This window comes from Winogradskyella flava, assembly GCF_014243395.1.
Classification (GTDB): Bacteria; Bacteroidota; Bacteroidia; order Flavobacteriales; family Flavobacteriaceae; genus Winogradskyella; species Winogradskyella flava.
Window position 1 is genome coordinate 94,943 of record NZ_JACLCP010000003.1, and the last position, 20,019, is coordinate 114,961.

Genomic DNA, 20,019 nt, shown 5'->3' on the forward strand with positions numbered 1-20,019 from the left:
TTCTTCAAAGATAGTAATTTTATGATATGTGCTATAAGTGTTACCTTTGTATGAAATAACAAAACTAACTTCATATGCAATTGAAATCAATATTCACAGTTTGTCTTATCGCAGTATTTGTGTTGTCTTGTAAAGACGATTCAAAAGGTACTGTTAATGAAAGTACAAAGGAAACAACAGAAGCTAAGTTTAATTATAATGTTGAGCAATTTGCTGATATTAAGATTTTACGGTACCAAATTCCGGGGTGGGATAATTTGAGTCTAAAAGAACAAAAACTAGTGTATTATTTATCAGAAGCTGGTCTGGCTGGTCGTGATATTATGTGGGACCAAAACTACAGACACAACCTTAAAATAAGAACTGCTTTAGAAAATGTTTATACGAACTTTAGTGGAGATAAAGCTTCTGACAATTGGAAAGCCTTTGAAACTTACCTAAAGCGTGTTTGGTTTAGTAATGGCATTCACCATCATTATTCAAATGACAAGTTGAAGCCAGGATTTTCTAAAGCATATTTAAATGAATTGTTTTTGGCTACCAATACAAAACTTGATGGAGCAGCTTTCGATGTTATTTTTAATGATAAAGATGCCAAGAAAGTTAACCTAACCAAAGATGTTGATAACGTATTGCTATCTGCTGTCAACTTCTACGGACCTGATGTTACAACGGCTGATGTGGAGAACTTCTATAAGCAGAAAAAATCACCAGACCCTGAAAAACCTCTGTCATTTGGATTAAACTCGCAGTTGGTAAAAGAAAATGGCGTATTAAAAGAGCGTGTTTATAAATCTGGCGGATTATATGGTTCGGCTATTGACGAAGTCGTAAAATGGTTAGAAAAAGCGCAAGGTGTTGCAGAAAATAAAGCACAAGGCGATGCTCTTGGATTGTTAATCGAGTATTACAAAACAGGAGATTTACAAACTTGGGATGACTACAATGTGGCATGGACTGCGGCAACTGATGGAAATATTGACTACATCAATAGTTTTATTGAAGTGTATAACGACCCTGCTGGTTATAGAGGTTCTTACGAAACTATTGTTCAGATTAAAGATTTTGATATGTCTAAAAAAATGTCTGTATTATCTGAAAATGCACAATGGTTTGAGGATAATTCACCATTGATGGACGAACATAAAAAAGATTCCGTGGTAGGTGTCACTTACAAAGTGGTTACTGTTGCCGGTGAAGCTGGAGATGCCTCACCAAGTACACCAATAGGTGTAAACTTACCAAATGCAAATTGGATCCGTGCGGCAGTAGGCAGTAAATCAGTATCACTAGGTAATATTATCAATGCTTATAACAATGCGGAAAGCACAGGTCGATTAAAAGAGTTTGTTAATGATGACGAAGAATTAGAATTAGAAGAGAAGTACGGACAGTTGGCAGATAAATTACATACAGCATTACATGAAGTTATTGGTCACGCTTCAGGGCAATTAAATCCTGGTGTTGGAGAAACTAAAGAGACACTTAAAAAATACGCATCAACGTTAGAAGAAGGTCGAGCAGATTTAGTTGGATTATATTATCTGTATGATTCTAAACTTCAGGAATTAGGTTTGGTTGAGGACTGGAAAGCAGTTGGAAAAGCGGCTTACGATGGTTACATTAGAAATGGTTTAATGACACAGCTCATTCGTTTAAATCTTGGTGATGATGTTGAAGAAGCGCATATGGTAAACAGACAATGGGTTTCGGCTTGGGCTTTTGAAAAGGGACAAGCAGATAATGTCATAGAGAAAGTTACGCGTGATGGTAAAACCTATTTTAACATCAATGATTATGATAAGTTGCATGAGTTATTTGGTCAACTGTTAAGAGAAACACAGCGTATTAAATCTGAAGGTGATTATAATGCAGTTGAAGCCTTGGTAGAAGGTTATGGCGTAAAAGTAGATCAAGCGATTCACGCTGAGGTTTTAGAACGTAATAAGCAATTTACATCTGCGCCTTACAGCGGATTTGTAAATCCTGTTTTAGTGCCAGAAATGAATGATGCTGGTGAAATTACCGCCATCAAGGTGACACAACCAGAAGGGTTTCCTCAGCAAATGCTAACCTATAGTAAAACCTACAGCCATTTGCCAGAGGTGAATTAAAAGCGATTACATATCGAAGATAAAAAGCAGCCTATTTTGGCTGCTTTTTATTTATACTAAAGCAAAGGAGTAATCCATTAATAACAATTAATATCAAAACCGAATAGAGAAAAATCATAGCGTTCTTTTGTAATAGAACAATCGAAGCGCAACAACTCCTAAAATTTAAATGTTAAAAATGAAAAAAGAAGAAAGTATTAAAACTTAAAGTTGAATATTTTCGAAGCTTCCAGATAATCCCCATCCTACTTCTCTATTTAGGGAGGGAGAGAAATACCAAGCTGTAATATTGTAATTACCACTTATAACACCATCATTATGAGATATAATATTTAAAACACCACCTTGGTTTGGATTTCCTCCCTGGTTAATCCAAAAAGTAGGATCTAGAGTAGTCGAGTATATTGCTTCAAACATTATTCTTGCACTTGGAGAATATAATAAATTATAGACTCCTGTATCAGTAATTTCTAGGCCATTAAACTCTATCCAACTCACTTGAGGATTTGTACTAGATGCAAGACGAACAGTACCATTCGAGTTAACCGTATAGCTCTCAAAACTACCACTACCATTTTCAGTTAAAGTACCACTAGGGTAAAGCTTTTGAAAGCTTGAAATGAAAGGTTCTAAGTTTTGGTTAGCCTCATCCTTAGGATCGGTTTGACAAGAAAAGAATATTAGGGTTGTTAAGCTTAACAAAAGCAAATAATTTATTTTTTTATTGTACATAATTTTTGTTTTAGTATTGTTATTAACTTTTTTGATAGAAATGATTAATCAACAAATATTGTATGAGTAAAAATTTTGTTGTGTATTACAGATTCATTGTCTAAATATTCAAACTCATAAATTAGTTCTATTCTATTTATGTCTGTGCTTAAATTGATCGGGTTGGCATTCGTTGGGTATGTAAAATTGTAGATAAATTCTTGCCTTAATATACTGTCGCCTGCGTCAATAGTGCTACCCACTTCACCACCAGCAAAAAACGGAGGGACTTCCATACCGTTATTTAGAATAATAATTACGGAGTTTAAACTTGCATTTATGGATACTGAATTATCAGTAGGCACTGCTATTCTAGTGTCAAATCCATTGAGATTAGTATTTCCAAATTGATTTAAGCTAATCTGATTTGTTGCTGTGGTTACGCCATCTGTTAGTGCATAAGGTGTGGCACCGACGCCATTAACTTGAAAGATTTCGGCAAAGGCTATTTCGTTATATACTGTAGATGATGATGTAGACATGTCGTCGTCTTTCTCACAAGAGATAAATAGAACGTAAAATAAAATGACTAGGATGGTTTTAGTTGATTTCATAATGTTTGAGTTTATATTAATTATTGTTTAAAATGATTAAGTTTTTTTAATGTTTAGAAGTAAATAAATAGAGCGGCAATAATACTTCCGCCTGGACTGTAGTCAGCATCAAGAGTATCATTCTCGTAGCGTTCGAAGGAAACAGGATAGGTGTATCCAATTTTTAACATTCCTAGATATATGGATGCGCCAACAGATAATATACTCCCTTCCTCGAAATAGCTTCTATAACTGCTTGATTCACCGACGATGTCTCGTTCAAATTGACCATATAGTACTTCTAGACCAAGTCCAAAGCCATCATCTACAAGATTGTTCTTACCAGTTGTTGAAAAATCAAAAATCAATCCAGCTCCAATCTCATAGGCGTCAAAAGTGCTTTCAGTTCCAAAGGTGTCGTCATCTCCAAGAGCATAATGGATATTCATGCCATAATGGTCATCAAACATAAAATAGAGCTCTGGACCGTAAGAGAAAAGTTCATCTCCCATATTCGCTCTTCCTCCAAGTCCCCAGCGTTCTGCTTGACTGGCAAGAACTGCTGAGGCGGCGAGTGCGCCAGCTGCGGCAGTTGTTTTTTCTGAAGATAAATCGGCAGTTCTCCGTGTGTTGTCTGTTAATTGTGAATAATCGGTTGTTGTGCCATTGGTCGAACTAGGGTTTTCATCTTCGTCCTCATCTTCATCTTCTTCATTATCAGATTGGTTTTCATCTTTGCTTTCTTTATCGCTATATGCCGTTGTAGATCTTTCTGCTTCTGCTTCTGATTTTGCTTGCGCTATTTTGGCTTCTGCTTTTACTCTTATAGCTTCTACCATACGTTTTTCACCACCAGTTTTGGCATAAGACATGGCTTCATCCAATTTTTTAATTTGAGCCTCTGGGTTGGAGGTGTTTTCTGCTTGATCTAATAGGGAGAAGAATTGCCTCTGCCTTGCTTTATCTTTCTCGTAATTATCAATTTTGAAAGCTAGGCTTCCAGATATACGGAATGTTGCATTTTCAAAGTTTACCGAAAAGCTATTGAGGTTGCTATTGTGATTTTCGTTTTTAGAAGAAATATTATCCGTTTGTCCATAACAACCAACATCATAGTTGTTTAGAATATATGTAAGCTTACTTGAGTTAACAAAGCCGTTTCCAAAATAGTAGTTGGCCTGCACATTGAAGCTTGTTGTATGACCATCTAAATTGCTTAAACCAAGTTCTTCAGCGGTATAGTCTTTACCTTTATATCTAACAGCAGTAAAATAGGCGTTTTTATAACCAAAAGCCATTGTTGCTTCACCAAAACAATTGGTAAATGCATATACCATAGTTACACTGCCCAACATTCCGTTGTTTTCGGGGTCAAGATTTATGGTTTTGGTATATGTTGAGGTTTTGTTTTGAGCTTGGGACAGAAGTGCTAAAAAGAGACCTAATAATAAAAATAATCGTTTCATAGTTATGTGATTTATTGTTGGTGTAAACCTACATAACCATCTAAGGTGAGGGAATACCCAATACTAGGTATTTTTAAGGTATGAGCTAAAAATGATGCCACAGAATGTGAAGCCTGTTTTGCAAGCGTATGACCCTATCTTACTTGTTTTCAATAAGGATTTGAATCACTATTTTGAGTAAAGATTGGGTTAGAGATGAACTCTGATAATTCATACATAATTTTACAGAATGCTATATAGAAGTAAGAGCGCTGAGCAACTAGAATGATCAAGTTGTTTTAAGTTAAAAATTATATTTCTTTTCTAAGGCATAGCGCATTAGTTCTCCTTTTCCATGAAGACCTAAAATACGTATCATATTCTTGCGATGTGTATCGACAGTATGTATTCCTATAAAAAGCTCATCTGCTATTTCGCGAGAAGTTTTGCCTTGGGCAACCAGTCCTAATATTTCAACTTGTCTTTTAGTGAGGAGACCCTTAGTTTTTTTATTAGTGTCATCTTCTGCTTCTACTTTAATGTTAGAATCAAAATATGTGTTGCCTTTATATACGGACCTAACAGCTTTTAGTACTTCGTCTAGAGGTGAGTTTTTTAAAAGATAACCAGAAGCACCGGCATCGAGCATTTGTTCTATGGCTTCTCTTTGATCAAACATTGTGAAACCTAAAACCTTGGTGTGGGGAAATTCTTTTTTTATTTTTTTGGTCGCCATAATACCATCACACTTTGGCATCCTTATGTCGGTAATGACAATGTTTGGTTGTTTTAATCGTACGAGATCTAATAGAGCTTCTCCATCATTTGCAGTACCTACAACTTCAATATCTTCTTCGTATTCTAGGAGTAATTTTATACCATCAATAAGTGATTGATGATCTTCAGCTATAGCTACTCGTATCATAATGGTATATCAATTATTACGGTTGTTCCTTCATTTTTCTCAGATTCTATGGTCAAAGTACCATCTAAATGTTCAATACGCTTGTCTATGCTGCTAATACCCATTCCAGAATTTATTTTAGTCACTTGTTTTGGATTAAAACCAATACCATTATCCTCTATCATAATATTTAGGTTGTCCTCATGGTTGGTTAAGTGTACAATACCCTTGGTAGCATTGGCATGCTTTATAATATTAGTAACCAATTCTTGTATAATTCTAAAAATAGTGATTTCTAGTGAGTTCTCTAAGCGTTGTTCTAGTCCAAAACTTTGAACTTCAAATGATAAACCATTAATACCAGAGGCGTTTTTAGAAAGTTTTTCTACCGCAGGTAACAATCCGTTTTTTGCCATGACTCCAGAGTTCTTAAGATGGGCCATTGATCTAATTTCAACATAAGCATCTTCAAGAAGTGTACTTGTTTTTTTTATAAGTTCTTCTGAGATTTCAGCATTTTTTTGGGTCTTTACAAGATGCTCAAACTGTAGTTTAGCAGCAGATAATGTTGCGCCAACACTATCATGCAAATCAGCAGCCAATCGTTCTCGTTCTTTTTCTTGACCTTGAATCATGGCATCAATAGTTTGTAGTTCCAAGTCTTTGAGTATTTTCTCTTTTTCCTCAATTTGCTTTTGCCGTTCTTCCTCTGCTATTCTTTGTTTTCGTTTTAAATTTTTGAAAATTAAAAATGCTAGGATTGATACTGTTGATAGACTTCCTCCCCAAGCGAGCCTCATATTGCTTTTTTCTTTTTCATTTTGAATTTCTAATTTTAATTCATTCGCAATATGAACTAAACTGTCTTTGTATCTAGTATTGTCTATTTTAATTCGCTCAAAGGTTTTAACTGAAGCTAAATCGTCGATAGTTGTGCGTTGTGTTTTTCTTAGATTAATATATTTGATTGTAGAGTCAAAGACTTTTTTACCTTTATAAGCCTCATACAATAAATAATAGGCGCCATCGATCATTTTTTTGTCAGAAAGTAGTTTTCCATATTTCAGTGTTTTTTGGGCTGGTGAAATGATATTATTATATTTTTTTTGATTAAAAAAAATCACACCCAAACCTCTGTGTGCGTGTCCTAAAATATTTAAATTTTTTAGAGAGTCTCCTATTTTAATTGCTGTATTGATATAGGTCTTAGCTTTAATAAAGTCCTTTTGCTGCCTATATGCCGAGGCAATATTTACATATATTACCGCCTGTTCTTTTATGTTTTTAGCTAACTTTAGACTTTGGTTAAAATAGTTTAAAGCAATATCACTTTTATATCTCCAACTGTAAATGTTACCTATGTTCATTAATGCTCTTTGCATTAAAAGAGTATCTTTTATTTGTGTAGAAAGGTTTAAGGACTCCTCATAGTATTTTTTGGCCTCATCAAGATTATAAATATTTTTGTAAGAAATACCTATTCCGTTTAAAGCTTTCGCTTGGCCTGATAAATTATCTAATTGCTGATATAATTTCAAGCTTTTATTAAAGTTAGTTAGTGCCTTATTATTCTCGCCAAATATGTGCTCTATATCACCCATTAAAATTAGAGCATCAGCTTTCTGTTTTATTAGGCCATTCGTATTTGTGTAATCCAATAAATCTAGAATCATTGCATAAGCACTATCGGTTTTTTTGTCTAAGTAATTCTCATAGATAAAATCCTTATAAATGTTAGCTTTAGTTGTATCAGGTAATTTCGGATTATCTAAAATTTTAAGTAAAGAGTCTTTAGGTGTTTGAGAAAATCCTAATGTAAATGACAAGTATATTAGGATGACGAAAGAAATAGTAATTTTCAAAATAGTTGGTCTGTTTTTATTGCTATTGCAAATATGAAAATCAAATTGATATTAAAACATACCCGATACAAGGTATATTAAGTTAAAAAGATAAAACCAAAATTAGATTTATTAAGAAATTTCGGACGAAATACCTAAAAAGGAGATAATTACATAAAAATAAACTTCACAGCAGCAATCAACGCAATAAAGCCAATAAAGGCTATTAATATCCAAACCGTGCCCTTGTAATGCAGTTTATGAATCTTAAGATCTTTACGATATTGGTAAGCAATAGCAATGACAAAAGCTATGAAGAATAATATTGCAAAAATCAATTGACCAGTAGAGAACATTAGTTTATTTTTATGCAAATTTAATTATAAATACTAAGATTTCCGTTTTCACGGAAATGAAAATAAATTTTCAATGCAAGATAAAATCAATGCTGTTAAGGCATTTCATACCGCTTTTAAAATAGGACATAGAGAAACACCAAAGGCCGATTTAGGTATGGAAAAAAACATGCTCCGCTATAAGCTCATGCGCGAAGAAAATGAAGAATACCTAGAAGCAGCAAATGATAATGATTTGGTTGAGGTTGCTGATGCGCTTGGCGATATGCTCTATATTTTATGCGGAACCATAATCGAGCACGGACTTCAGTATAAGATCGAGGAGGTCTTCGAAGAAATTCAACGTAGCAATATGAGTAAGCTTGGTGAAGACGGTGAACCTATCTACAGGGAAGATGGTAAAGTCTTAAAAGGACCAAATTATTTTAAGCCACACATCAAAGAAATTTTAGATAAGTAGTTTAAGGATCTATTGGTTTAGTCGTGGATTCGTTTTTAGACTAATTAGTTGCACTAATCACTAACACACTTTTACACGCCATCCATAAGGATCGTCGACTTTATTGGTTTGGATATCTGTGATACGCTTTTTAAGCAGCGCACCATAGGTGTTTTCAAGCTTTGGCAATTCGTAATCCTGACCTTTAAAACCAAAACCAGATATTGGTGACACCACAGCCGCAGTACCAGCACCAAAGAGTTCTTTAAGACTGCCGTTTTCAGAAGCTTCAATAAGTTCGCTTACTTTGATCTTTCTAACTTCGGTCTTAATACCTTCGGCTTCCGCAATGGATAGGATGCTTTTTCGTGTGATACCATCTAAGATTCTATCGCTAGTAGGAACGGTCAATAAAGTATCATTGATTCTCACGAAAATATTCATCGCACCAGCTTCTTCAATATAGTCGTGCGTATTATCATCCGTCCAGATCACTTGTTGGTAACCTTTGTCTTTAGCCAATTGCGTTGGGTAAAATTGTCCTGCGTAGTTACCACCAGCTTTAGCGAATCCTACGCCACCATTCGCCGATCTCGAATATTGTTCTTCAATAAGCACTTTGACTTGTCCTGAAAAATAAGCGCCCGAAGGTGCACAGGCAATGATAAATTTATAGGAATCAGCAGGAGAAGCATGAAATCCTTGCCCTGTAGCAAACATAAACGGACGAATATAAAGTGCACTGCCTTCAGCTGTTGGGATCCAATCCTTTTCAAGCTCCAAAAGTGCTTTAAGCCCATCTATAAAATAGGCCTCAGGAAGCTCTGGCATGGCTAAACGCTTAGCAGAAATATTTAGACGCTTACAATTATCCGTTGGTCTGAATAAGAACACACTACCATTGTCATCCTTATAGGCTTTCATACCCTCAAAAATAGACTGTCCATAATGAAAAATCTTAGAAGATGGTTCTAGCGTTATAGGTTGATATGGCGTAATTTTTGGGGCTTCCCATGTCCCGTTTTTATAATCACATACTAGCATGTGATCAGAGAAGACACTTCCGAACTTTAAATCATCAAAATCAACGTCATTAATTTTCGAAGTTTTACATTTTTCAACAGTGAAATTTTCAGTGTAATTACTAGCCATAATCTCGGTTGGTTTATTTTGCAAAAATACACAATCAAAGCCGTTAATAAAAGGCTATTTCGGCTTAAATTTCGTAAATTTGTAATTCAATAAATTAATAATACTAAAGATATCAATAATGAAAAAAATAGTCCTGTTTTTAGCAGCTAGTTTAATGATTGTTTCTTGTAAGAACGAAACCAAAACTACAGAAGAGAATGTTGAAGATGTCAAAAAAGAAATCGCTTATGCATCTTTTGGTACGGAGATCAATGATGCAGATGCATTAACATCTGAGCGTATGATGGAGCACTACAAAGGTTTAAAAGCTGGTGATACAGTCAATGCGAAAATGAAAGCTAAGATTGTTGAGGTGTGTTCTAAAAAAGGGTGCTGGATGACCTTGGATATGGATGGTGAAAATCAAGTCATGGTAAAGTTTAAGGATTACGGTTTCTTTATGCCTTTAAATGCTGAAGGAAACGTGGTCATTAACGGTAAGGCCTATGTCGCTGAAACTTCAGTTGACGAATTAAGACATTATGCTGAGGATGCTGGTAAATCTGAAGAAGAAATAGCAGCGATTACGGAACCAAAGTTCGAATATCATTTTGAAGCTGATGGTGTCTTATTGGAACAATAAATCTGTTGTTTTTGCGACGATAGCATTATCACTTTTGTTGAGTTGTAATAATAAGGTCGAAAATTCTGAGCAATCAGAAGAAAAGAAGCCTGAACTCATCATGCACAAGCCATCTGAAATGGCTAATATGATGAATGTGCTCTATGCCTTTAATTTACAAACCAAACGTCAGATTTTGGCAGGAGAAACACCAGCGCCAATGCCATTGGACCTATTGAAACTACATTCAGCAGAAATGAGTAATGGCCATTCAAGAACGGCAGCTTGGAATAGTTTTGTAAATGTTTTTATAGAGACACAACAAGCCGTTGCAGATACCTTGTCTGATGTCGCTTTAAAGGAACGCTACAATGCAGCTATCAATAATTGTTTAGCTTGTCACAAGACGGAATGTGTTGGTCCAATACCAAAGATCAAGAAATTACTCATCAACTAGGTGCGACGAAAAATCATCACCACATCAGATGGTTCCAAGACCATTCAGATAGAAGATTGGAATGAACAATACCATTCCATTCATGGTGCCATACAAGAAGCAAATCATGTCTTTTTAAAGCATGGTTTGCTTTTCTTTTGTGCTGAACTTGATTCAGTATCTCATAAAAACGACTGTCATCCTGAACGCGTTTCAGGATCTAGCCCAATCAACATCCTAGAAATTGGCTTCGGCACAGGACTCAATGCATTTTTAACCTTGATTGAAGCGGAAAAGCTAAAACAGAATATCAACTATGTCGGCGTTGAAGCCTATCCAGTGGCCGAAGAAGAAATCAAGCAGCTCAATTATGTAGAATTGATTTCTGAAACCCATAAAACAGCATTTGAAAAAATGCATCACATCCCTTGGGAGAAGCAGCATGATATCACGCCAAATTTTCAGCTAGAGAAGCAAGAAAAATTCTTTGCGGCTATTGACGCTAATGCCGAATTCGACATCATCTATTTTGATGCTTTTGGTGCACGCGTCCAACCTGAGCTATGGACAGAAGATATCTTCGCCATCATGTTTAAAGCCCTTAAAGATAATGGTGTTTTAGTGACCTATTCTGCAAAAGGCAGTGTACGACGTGCGATGCAAGCGGTAGGTTTTACCGTAGAACGTCTTCCTGGTCCTCCTGGGAAGCGTGAAATGCTTCGCGCAATAAAAGAATAATCATATTTTTTGTCACTTCGAGTGAAATTCATTTTTTTAGGAATTTTGTATCGAGAAGTATTTTGAGTTATGCTGGTTCTCGATACAAATTTTCTCCTCTATCGCGTATAAAATCCACTCGAACTGACAGAATAGTATATTTGAAAAATGAAAACCTATTATGTCTACATACTAAAATGTTCAGATGACACTTTCTATACTGGCATAACTTCTAACTTATCACAGAGAATAATAGAGTATCAAACAGGAAAACACAAAGACAGTTATACCTATTCAAGAAGACCTATAGAATTAGTATTTTATGCTGAATTTACTAATGTCGAGCTGGCGATAGACACTGAAAAGCAAATCAAAAAATGGTCAAGAACTAAAAAAGAAGCCTTGATTAATAATGAATATGATAAGCTTCCCAATTTATCTAAAAAGAATTTCAAATAATTTCTAGATGTCACTTCGAGTGAAATTCCTTTTTTTAGGAATTTTGTATCGAGAAGTATTTGGAGTTATAATGGTTCTCGATACAAATTTTCTCCTCTATCGAGTATAAAATCCACTCGAACTGACAATTAGGTACAATCAAAAGCTACTATTTTTCCATGCTGTCACTTCGAGTGAAATTCCTTTTCTGGAATTTTGTATCGAGAAGCATTTTGAGTTACACAGGTTCTCGATACATTTCTCGTAAACTCGAAACACTCGAACTGACATTTAGACAACAGATTGTGTAAAACGTTAAATCCAAACTAAAGTCCATACCACCACTTTAAGCCTTTCGTATCTTTGACAAAAAAGAGGGAATGACCGTTTTAATAACAGGAGCGACAGGATTAATAGGGCAGGAGATTGTAAAACAATGTCATGAACAGGGTATTACGGTGCACTACTTAACCACATCGAAATCGAAGTTAAGCACAGAAGACAACTACAAAGGGTTTTACTGGAATCCTAATAACAACGAGATAGATCACACCTGTTTTGAGGGTGTGTCCGCCATTATTAATTTGGTTGGTGCATCTATTTCTGAACGTTGGACGGACGACTACAAAAAAATTATTCTAGAAAGCCGAACCAAAACCTCACAACTCCTCCAAGAGACGATTAAAGCCCATGGTTATAACATTGACTATGTGGTGTCAGCAAGTGCTATTGGGATCTATCCAAGCAGTTTGGTGAATTATTACGAAGAAGACCATACCGAAATCTCAGAGTCCTTTTTGGGTGAAGTGGTTGTGGCTTGGGAAAATGCCGTAGATGGTTTTAGGGACTTGGGTTGCAAACTTGCTAAGATTAGAATTGGTTTGGTCTTGGCGAATGATGGAGGTGCTTTACCAAAAATCGTACAACCGATTAAATTTGGCGCAGGTGCTGCTTTTGGATCTGGCAAACAATGGCAAAGTTGGATTCATGTTACGGATTTAGCAAGCATCTTTATGCATGCTGTACAATATCAATTGGAAGGCATTTACAATGGTGTGGCACCCAATGCTGTCACGAATAAAGAACTCACAAAACTAGCGGCAACGGTGTTGCAACGCCCACTAATTTTACCTAACATTCCAAAATTTGCCATGAAGTTAGCACTTGGTGAGATGCATATGCTATTGTTTGAAAGCCAACGTGTCAGTTCTCAAAAATTAGAAAACAAAGGTTTTCACTTTACCTATGCGAACCTTAGACCTGCTTTAGAGGATTTATTGATGTGAAGCTTTTTTATTTGTAATTAGTAATAAATGTTGTTGGCAGTGTATTATTTATCTTTGCCACCCATTTATCATTCTATCTTTTTCAGTCAGTTTTATTTCGTCACCATTTTCAGGTTGAAACCAAATTTCAAACCTCGCCTTGTATTTATTGCTCCAATCTCCTTCGTAAACAGTCAAATCAGATTCGTAAGGGAATATAGATTTCCCATTTTCAGACCAACCTAACTCTCTTGTTGTTCTAGGAGTCATTCTATCTGCTGATAAACGCTCATTGGTTTTAGAATTAAAAGCTTTTACGTAAACAATTCCTTTTTCTTTTATTGACAAACCAGCTTTTACAACATAAATCCCTGGTTGCATTCCATCTTCGATATCAAAATAATTTGAGTCCGGTTGTAATGGATAAAACTCTTTTAAAGGAGAAATTCCTGTAGTATTAATTTCATTTGCGTTTTCAAGAACCATAGATAATTCAAAGTTTAATTCTTTAAGGGCTTGAATTGTGAATTCACGTTCTAGTTTTTTGGACTGTTCATATACTTCTATGTTGATAGAATTACCCTTTAATATTAGATATGAACTATTGCCAGGCGTGCCAGAATGTTCAGCTTCTATTATTGTTTTGATATTTCTCTTTTTTGGATTAGCATAGGTAACATAGGATGTATCTCTTCCGTGTCCATAATAATTTCCAAATGAAACAATTACTCTCGTCTGATAAATGTCTGAGCTACCATTGAAATTTGAATAGTAACCATTTAATGTAGTTTCATAATTTCCGTTGCGCTCTTCTTTTCTGATTGCATAAACCACTTCGTACTGAACATGTTTTCCATTAACTGTTTTGTACTTTTTTTCCTTTCTAATTTCCCACCTTGGATTTCCCGAGATATAGCGTTTAAGGATTTCAAAGTTTCTTTCATTAAATTGGTTAATGACCAAGGAACTGTCAAGTCGAATTTCGGATTGAGAAGGGCGACTTAGCTCACCGCCATAAGTTCTATATTTAGTAGTTACGGGTTTACGTTTTACTTGTTCTTGTCCATTGCAAGAATAGATAAAAGTAAGGAACGTAAATAGTATAAGATTTTTAATTTTCATACTTTTACTTAGTTGTTATTTTCCGAAATAACCAAAATATAGTAAGACCTATGGCTTTTGTTGTAGTTTTATTTCATCAATTCTATTTGAAATTCTGTGGCGTTAAAAGCCATTTCTAAACCTTTTAAATTACTTTCAGAATTGTTTGCGAATTCTTCTTTCAGAGATTCTACTTGAGTGTTGACCTTTTCAGATTCTCTTTTAAAGATATAGTATTTCAGCAAGATTAAATGGGTCATGATTCTATCATTAATACTTAAGCTTTCATCCTCAAGTGCTTGATCAATAGCTGTTTTTATATCACTATCATTCTCTGTTAATTCATCAAATAGATAGGCGTTTGCTAGGTCACTTTTATTGAGTTCTTCATAGTTGGTTTGATCCGACATATCTTGTCGATAGGTCATTTTACTACTATTAAGAAAATACCATCTCGTGTAAGAATCGTTTTCCATTTTTATTTCTTTTTCAAATAGCTTCTTTTTTACGCTCCAATTAGTAAATGCTATTAGAAGTTCTGTGCCATCATCTTTCTTTAGGATAGCCATCTTGATTAAATAATTTCTATTACCAGGTTTTTCAATTTCAATTTCTAATGGGTTACCTACTGAAACATAAGTTTTTATGGCTTTTAATATTGTAGACACATCCTCTGCGCTGGCATCAACGAAAAGCCCCTCTCTTAGAAATAAATCTATGTATAAGTAATGTGTGAGGTAGAAATCATCCATTTTAAGATAGTTGGAGGCTTCCATACCATCTGATTTTATGGTCACTTCTGAGGATTGTGTATATCCAGTAATGGCAAAGAGCATTACAAATAAAATGGCGAGTTGTTTTTTATACATATCTCTAATTCGTTTATTTGATTAAGGCCTAAGTTAGTAAATAGAAAATAAAAGTTTTCATTTTACCTAGGCGAACCTTAGACCTGCTTTGGAAGATTTACTGTTGTAATTATTCCTTTAAGCGGTTGTATTTTTTCATAGCTTTAATCAATAAATCGTGAGGTATGGCATACGCTTTATTGCCATTAATGCCTTCCATGTCTTCTGCCGCAACCATAGCATTGATAATAGCTTCTTCAACGACTTGAACCGTCGCCTCAAACACGGGCATTAAACGATCGTTTGGCATAGTGGTGACTGTAGTGGTTTCATCACGATTAAAGGCTTGCTCATTCGCCGTAGAAAACGCTATAAAAATATCACCAGACCCATTACTGCCTCGTCCACCGACAATGCCAACACCAAGTGGAATTCTCTGTGCCACTTTTTTTAATTGGTGCGGTAACAATGGCGCGTCAGTAGCTATAACGACGATAATGGAGCCATCGCCCTCTTCGCGTCTCGATTGTGGTGGTGCTTTGTAATCTATACCTTGATGCTCCTCTAATTCTAATCCTACCGGAACACCAGCAATCGATAAATTTCGCTTGGCACCAAAGTTGGATTGCACAAGGGCAGCAACCGTATAAGTTGAGTCTTTTACTTTTATAATTCGAGATGCTGTTCCTGTGCCACCTTTGTAACCAAGGCACATCATACCTGTGCCACCACCAACATTACCTTCTGCAATTTCCCCACTGGAGGCATCTTCAATAGCTTCCAAAACATGTTCTTCTTTAACATGAAAACCATAAATATCATTTAAGAAGCCATCATAGGTCTCGGCAACAACAGGATAGGTGTACCACCAATCTTCACCATTGTACCAATCCGTATCGACATACCATTTTAGAACGGCATCCCTTACTACACCAACACTGTTGGTATTGGTAATCATAATAGGTGTTTCTAGAAAGCCAGACTCCGTGATCCATGTAGTGCCTGTCATTTCGCCATTACCATTGAGGCTATACCAATTGGCATAAACAGGACTAAATTTTTTAGCTTTTCCTCTTGGAAAAATAGCCGTAACACCAGTTCGTATGGGTCCCTTACCAACATTGTTTTCGCCCTTTCCCGAAATGATGGTACTGTAACCCACTTCTACACCAGTAACATCGGTGATTGCATTAAGCGCTCCAGGCATTCCTGTAAAAGGGATGCCCAAATCTCTTGCTCTTGATTGTTGTCCATAAGACTGAAAACTAGCAAAGAGAATGGTAAAAACAAGGATGATATTTTTCATAATACGTATTTAAGACTTGTGTTGTGTTGGCTGTACGAAGTTAGTCAATTGAAAACAAAGGTTTTCATTTTACATACGCCAATCTGAGACCGGCTTTGGAAGATTTATTGTTGTAGAATTGAATGTACATACCTAACAGAAAGTCGTAAGTAATTGAGTACTATGAATGAATTATACACATTGTTCTTTGCTATTAATTTATTAACCTCTTAATTTCGATTTCACCTAATTCATTAAGCATTTTGTCAATGTATTCTTTAATGCAAAGATCATCAGATATTTGTTCTCCGTCCCATATTATTATTCCATATTCATTTGCAAAATCCTCTGACTTTGGAGCATAGTCTGTATTGGTAATAAATAAACCTACAATCGCGTTTTCATTTTCATAGAAGCCTTCATCTAAGCAAGTAAAGTAATTAGAATTTTGTCTCTTTCGTAATTTTCTTATTTCTGTTGCGAAAGAACTTACTTTTTGATGATTGACCTTATTTCCAACAGAACTATGTTTTGCTTGTCCAATCAATCTGATATTTATGTCTCGTGATAAACGATTTGATTTGAGAGTTAGGTCTTCAAAATGTAAAAATCCATAAAAATCTATTCCTTGATCTTTAGAACTTTGTGTTATATTTATTTTACTTAGTCGATTAGACTTTAAGATATATTTTGCGAGTTCTTCAAAATTTTGCCAAGAAATATCCTTAAGAGCGTTGAAAACCTCTTCCCTATATTTAATCTTATAAGACTGTAATTCTTGTTCTTCTTTGTTAAAAGTGAATTCAGATTTCAGCAATATATTTTCATTGTAATCTGCAATCTCAAATTTTGGTGTAATAAATTTGTTATTACAACGAAGAACTTCTTGTTTATAATGATTTATAATCTGACTACCTATTTTATCAATGTTTGAATCTACATAATCATTATTAAACCTTTCTAACAAATAGTTCTCTAGAAACGAGAATATATTAATGATTTTTTGATCTGATTCATTTATTGACTCTATTATTTCAATTATCAATTTATTGTTCTTCAAACTCTGCAGTGTTTTTTAGAGTAAGTAAATTAAATGAAACAGCTTTCTTTAGTTCTTCTAGTGAAGATATAAAGTCATCTTTTTTATTTTTTTGTTCTACAATATCAGTGATTGGAAGCGTCTTTATTTGACCTACAGCATTTTGAACAAATTCTAATCTTTGATCAAGGTCTAAAATATCTTGTTGCGCTTCTTTTTCCGCCTTTTTTTTGTCGAGATCAAATTTTGCTTCCTGATAGCTGTATTCATCGTTATTGATGAATTTGTCAAGTATATTGCTATTCTCTTTCAATAACGCTTTTGTCAATAAGTCACGCGCGTCTAAAGCTCGATAGAGCTTTCTATTTCCTTCTTCATCTCCGATATACCAATTAAGTAATAAAAGAAAACTTTCTTCATTTTCAAATTCTCTTTCAGATTCGTTCCATAATAACCATTTATGAATTATTGGTCTGGCAAAAATCACTTCTTGGAAAATTGAATAATGGTCTTCTTCGACTTCACCATGATAAACTTTTCTCGCATATTCCCATGCAAAATAAGATTTGATTTTTCTTGAAATTATATTTCTACCAAGCCCAGTCATTTCGTCTAGGTCAGTAGGAGACATGTTTTTATTTAGATACATTTCAGCTAAAAACCTTGATTGTTGCAATGGCCCCCATTCTTTAATTCCGTTGATATGTCTAATTCCTTGAAGAATCCATTCGATTTGTTCGTCTTTTCCCTCATATTCAAGCACTTCGAGATTAGTAATTGAATCGATTAAGTCATAGCTTAAACTTCTTATCCCTTTTGTATGTTCATCAAGAAGTTTTTTTAGTGATGTAACTCTTCTATTTCCTTCTAATACGACGTATTTGTCATCAACATTTTTGATTTTTCGAACAACAATTCTGTCAACTTTTAAAAAGCCCAATTTTAAAACTTTTTCAACTATATCTGAAACACCTTCTTTTATTATCTCTAAGTTTACTGATGTTTGGATAGCATTTTCAATTATTCTAGAGTCTTCTATTCTTTCAGTTCGTTTTTTCCCCATAATCCTTGGATTATTAGGATTCAGATAAAGCTGATTCAAGTTGAGATCTTTACTTTTTAATTCAGTTAATAATGTTAACTGATCTTCTTTTAGTTGATTCATAATGTTTTTTATTTTAATTGCTCAGAATGGTCTTGTATACAAAACGTAGCGTGTAAAAAGACACTGACTTTTCCAGTACACACGAACCGAACAATGAATTATACACGTTGTTGTAAGTAGTTATAGATGAATTTTCTTGTCGTATTCTTTATTTGTTTTTCTTCAGATTTTAATTTGGTATGGAGTATTCTGATATTGTCAGATAAATTCTGCGTCTTTGAATATATTGGAATCAACTCTTTTTCAAGGCCAAATATTTCATTTTTTTTAATAACAAAGTGAGGAATTGTCCAATTTTGTAGGCATTTCAGTTCATAATTTATCAAGTTGGGATTGACTTTTTTATTCTCAGATCTAAGAGACAACCATCTGTCTTTTGTTTTATCAGAATTCCATCCAAATAAAAACTTATTTTTTAAGAAATCTGAATATAAATAAGTATCCAGATATACTCTGCGAAAAAAAACATTATTTATTGATTTTAAGTCATTAAATATTTCTTCGTAATGATCTTTAAAAATATTGTAAAGCTCTACGAACGAGTTATTAATTTCATTAATATTAATGGGGTTCAAATGAAAGAATAATGAATTATGTAGCTGTTTTTCTGATGTATAAAGAAGTCCTGAATTTTGCAATCTTTGTTCTATGTCAAAGTTTTGATTATCTGTCCAAAAAGCACAATCAAAGTCTATTAAACTAGCTTTACCATTTTTTGGAATAACATTTTCCAAATGCAAATCAAATATACCTAGCCAAATACTTAAAGCAATTAGCTGTCCAAATGTTCTAGAATTAATGTTTCCTTTTTTTTGGATTTCTTCTTGAATTTGAAACTTACCTTTTTTATTAGTTTTGGGGTAGGAAATACGAGTTTCTTGAATATTATTAATAGAATCTAAGATTTTGGATATGAAAATTTCGGTTTCTGGTGGTTTTGGTTTTACAAAAAATGATTTTTCTTTTAAATATACTGTAGCTCCTCTAGGATGCCAATCACCTTTAACTAGTATCGAATTAATTGAATTTAGATTAAATTCTTTTTTCAATTGATTAAAATACTGGAATCGTATTAAAGATAATTCTGACATGAACTGATCTCTATCTAAATGATTTAAAAGATATTGAGGTATATATTTGACTACAGTATCTTTTCTTAAATCATTAATCTGGTATTTTTGAGTCACAGGTTCCAGTTGCTCCACATTTTGTTGTCATTGTGACAAATTCATCAAAATCACTTTTTTTCATTTTTTTGATATTATCTGGAAAATTTGGAATTACTAGATTTACAGTTCGCTCATTATTTTCTAAAATTTTTACTTCAATAGAATCGTCAATGTTATATCCCATTTTATTTAGAGTTAATTTAGGGTTATTCTTAAACGAACTCATTTTTTCTTCATCTTCCCATAATTCTATGATTAAAGGTATCGGTAGCATTCCATAAGGAAGCCAGTCTAATTTTTTACTCATCTTATTTAAATTTAAAGTTATTAATTACACATAACATGTTTGTGTATGGTTCGTTGCGGAAAATCAGCCATGATTTTCCGCCGTAATCGAAAG

21 protein-coding genes are annotated in these 20,019 nt (G+C 34.3%); 7 read left to right on the top strand and 14 right to left on the bottom strand.

The features are described 5' to 3' along the window. The first annotated feature begins 74 nt into the window (after positions 1–74). Complete coding sequence (locus H7F21_RS10850) at positions 75–2,114, top strand: dipeptidyl-peptidase 3 family protein (protein ID WP_185789312.1); 2,040 nt, start codon at positions 75–77, stop codon at positions 2,112–2,114. A gap of 204 nt (positions 2,115–2,318) precedes the next feature. Here the strand turns inward: H7F21_RS10850 and H7F21_RS10855 are convergent, their stop codons facing one another. The 6 genes from H7F21_RS10855 to H7F21_RS10880 all read right to left on the bottom strand — a co-directional run bounded on the left by H7F21_RS10855 (position 2,319) and on the right by H7F21_RS10880 (position 7,964). Beyond that, the gene (locus H7F21_RS10855; protein WP_185789313.1) at positions 2,319–2,846 is read right to left on the bottom strand and encodes a hypothetical protein; all 528 of its coding nucleotides are present in this window, start codon (positions 2,844–2,846) and stop codon (positions 2,319–2,321) included. A 44-nt stretch (positions 2,847–2,890) separates the two neighbouring features. Continuing rightward, complete coding sequence (locus H7F21_RS10860; RefSeq protein ID WP_185789314.1) at positions 2,891–3,439, bottom strand: hypothetical protein; 549 nt, start codon at positions 3,437–3,439, stop codon at positions 2,891–2,893. A gap of 53 nt (positions 3,440–3,492) precedes the next feature. Further along, the gene (locus H7F21_RS10865; protein WP_185789315.1) at positions 3,493–4,884 is read right to left on the bottom strand and encodes a hypothetical protein; all 1,392 of its coding nucleotides are present in this window, start codon (positions 4,882–4,884) and stop codon (positions 3,493–3,495) included. A 283-nt stretch (positions 4,885–5,167) separates the two neighbouring features. After that, the gene (locus H7F21_RS10870; protein WP_185789316.1) at positions 5,168–5,788 is read right to left on the bottom strand and encodes a response regulator transcription factor; all 621 of its coding nucleotides are present in this window, start codon (positions 5,786–5,788) and stop codon (positions 5,168–5,170) included. Further along, the gene (locus H7F21_RS10875) at positions 5,785–7,629 is read right to left on the bottom strand and encodes a tetratricopeptide repeat-containing sensor histidine kinase (RefSeq protein ID WP_185789317.1); all 1,845 of its coding nucleotides are present in this window, start codon (positions 7,627–7,629) and stop codon (positions 5,785–5,787) included. The genes H7F21_RS10870 and H7F21_RS10875 overlap by 4 nt, the downstream gene beginning before the upstream one ends. A 149-nt stretch (positions 7,630–7,778) precedes the next feature. Continuing rightward, positions 7,779–7,964 carry a hypothetical protein gene (locus tag H7F21_RS10880; RefSeq protein ID WP_185789654.1) on the bottom strand — a complete coding sequence of 62 codons (186 nt, stop codon included), beginning with the start codon at positions 7,962–7,964 and terminating at the stop codon, positions 7,779–7,781. A gap of 73 nt (positions 7,965–8,037) precedes the next feature. Here H7F21_RS10880 and H7F21_RS10885 point away from each other — a divergent pair, with 73 nt between their 5' ends. Further along, entirely contained in the window at positions 8,038–8,424 is a 387-nt protein-coding gene (locus tag H7F21_RS10885; RefSeq protein ID WP_185789318.1) for a pyrophosphohydrolase domain-containing protein, read from the top strand. A gap of 60 nt (positions 8,425–8,484) precedes the next feature. Here H7F21_RS10885 and H7F21_RS10890 read toward each other — a convergent pair whose 3' ends face one another. After that, positions 8,485–9,555, bottom strand: coding sequence for a branched-chain amino acid aminotransferase (locus H7F21_RS10890; RefSeq protein WP_185789319.1), 1,071 nt, complete (start codon positions 9,553–9,555; stop codon positions 8,485–8,487). A gap of 118 nt (positions 9,556–9,673) precedes the next feature. Here H7F21_RS10890 and H7F21_RS10895 point away from each other — a divergent pair, with 118 nt between their 5' ends. From H7F21_RS10895 to H7F21_RS10915, 5 genes are all read left to right on the top strand, one after another. Next, positions 9,674–10,177 carry a DUF4920 domain-containing protein gene (locus H7F21_RS10895; protein ID WP_185789320.1) on the top strand — a complete coding sequence of 168 codons (504 nt, stop codon included), beginning with the start codon at positions 9,674–9,676 and terminating at the stop codon, positions 10,175–10,177. Between the two features lie 37 nt (positions 10,178–10,214). After that, positions 10,215–10,613 (top strand): hypothetical protein, encoded by a 399-nt coding sequence (locus H7F21_RS10900; protein ID WP_185789321.1) that lies wholly within the window; start codon positions 10,215–10,217, stop codon positions 10,611–10,613. Then, a complete protein-coding gene (gene mnmC2, locus H7F21_RS10905) occupies positions 10,614–11,330 on the top strand; it encodes a tRNA (5-methylaminomethyl-2-thiouridine)(34)-methyltransferase MnmC2 (protein WP_185789322.1) in 717 nt (238 codons plus the stop codon). It abuts the gene before it with no gap. 147 nt (positions 11,331–11,477) lie between these two features. Further along, positions 11,478–11,768, top strand: coding sequence for a GIY-YIG nuclease family protein (locus H7F21_RS10910; protein WP_185789323.1), 291 nt, complete (start codon positions 11,478–11,480; stop codon positions 11,766–11,768). A 359-nt stretch (positions 11,769–12,127) separates the two neighbouring features. After that, the gene (locus H7F21_RS10915) at positions 12,128–13,033 is read left to right on the top strand and encodes a TIGR01777 family oxidoreductase (protein WP_185789324.1); all 906 of its coding nucleotides are present in this window, start codon (positions 12,128–12,130) and stop codon (positions 13,031–13,033) included. 48 nt (positions 13,034–13,081) lie between these two features. On the opposite strand, the gene H7F21_RS10920 is transcribed toward H7F21_RS10915, so the two are convergent. From H7F21_RS10920 to H7F21_RS10955, 7 genes are all read right to left on the bottom strand, one after another. Continuing rightward, positions 13,082–14,134, bottom strand: a complete 1,053-nt coding sequence (locus tag H7F21_RS10920; protein ID WP_185789325.1) for a hypothetical protein — start codon at positions 14,132–14,134, stop codon at positions 13,082–13,084. Between the two features lie 68 nt (positions 14,135–14,202). Next, complete coding sequence (locus H7F21_RS10925; RefSeq protein ID WP_185789326.1) at positions 14,203–14,982, bottom strand: hypothetical protein; 780 nt, start codon at positions 14,980–14,982, stop codon at positions 14,203–14,205. Between the two features lie 109 nt (positions 14,983–15,091). Further along, entirely contained in the window at positions 15,092–16,267 is a 1,176-nt protein-coding gene (locus tag H7F21_RS10930) for a DmpA family aminopeptidase (protein ID WP_185789327.1), read from the bottom strand. A 193-nt stretch (positions 16,268–16,460) separates the two neighbouring features. Continuing rightward, a complete protein-coding gene (locus H7F21_RS10940) occupies positions 16,461–17,306 on the bottom strand; it encodes a restriction endonuclease (protein WP_185789328.1) in 846 nt (281 codons plus the stop codon). After that, positions 17,293–18,450 (bottom strand): hypothetical protein, encoded by a 1,158-nt coding sequence (locus tag H7F21_RS10945; RefSeq protein ID WP_185789329.1) that lies wholly within the window; start codon positions 18,448–18,450, stop codon positions 17,293–17,295. The genes H7F21_RS10940 and H7F21_RS10945 overlap by 14 nt, the downstream gene beginning before the upstream one ends. Before the next feature lie 98 nt (positions 18,451–18,548). Further along, the gene (locus tag H7F21_RS10950; RefSeq protein ID WP_185789330.1) at positions 18,549–19,655 is read right to left on the bottom strand and encodes a DUF4135 domain-containing protein; all 1,107 of its coding nucleotides are present in this window, start codon (positions 19,653–19,655) and stop codon (positions 18,549–18,551) included. Then, entirely contained in the window at positions 19,615–19,926 is a 312-nt protein-coding gene (locus H7F21_RS10955; protein ID WP_185789331.1) for a hypothetical protein, read from the bottom strand. Before H7F21_RS10955 ends, H7F21_RS10950 begins: the two co-directional genes overlap by 41 nt. Positions 19,927–20,019: the final 93 nt, after the last annotated feature.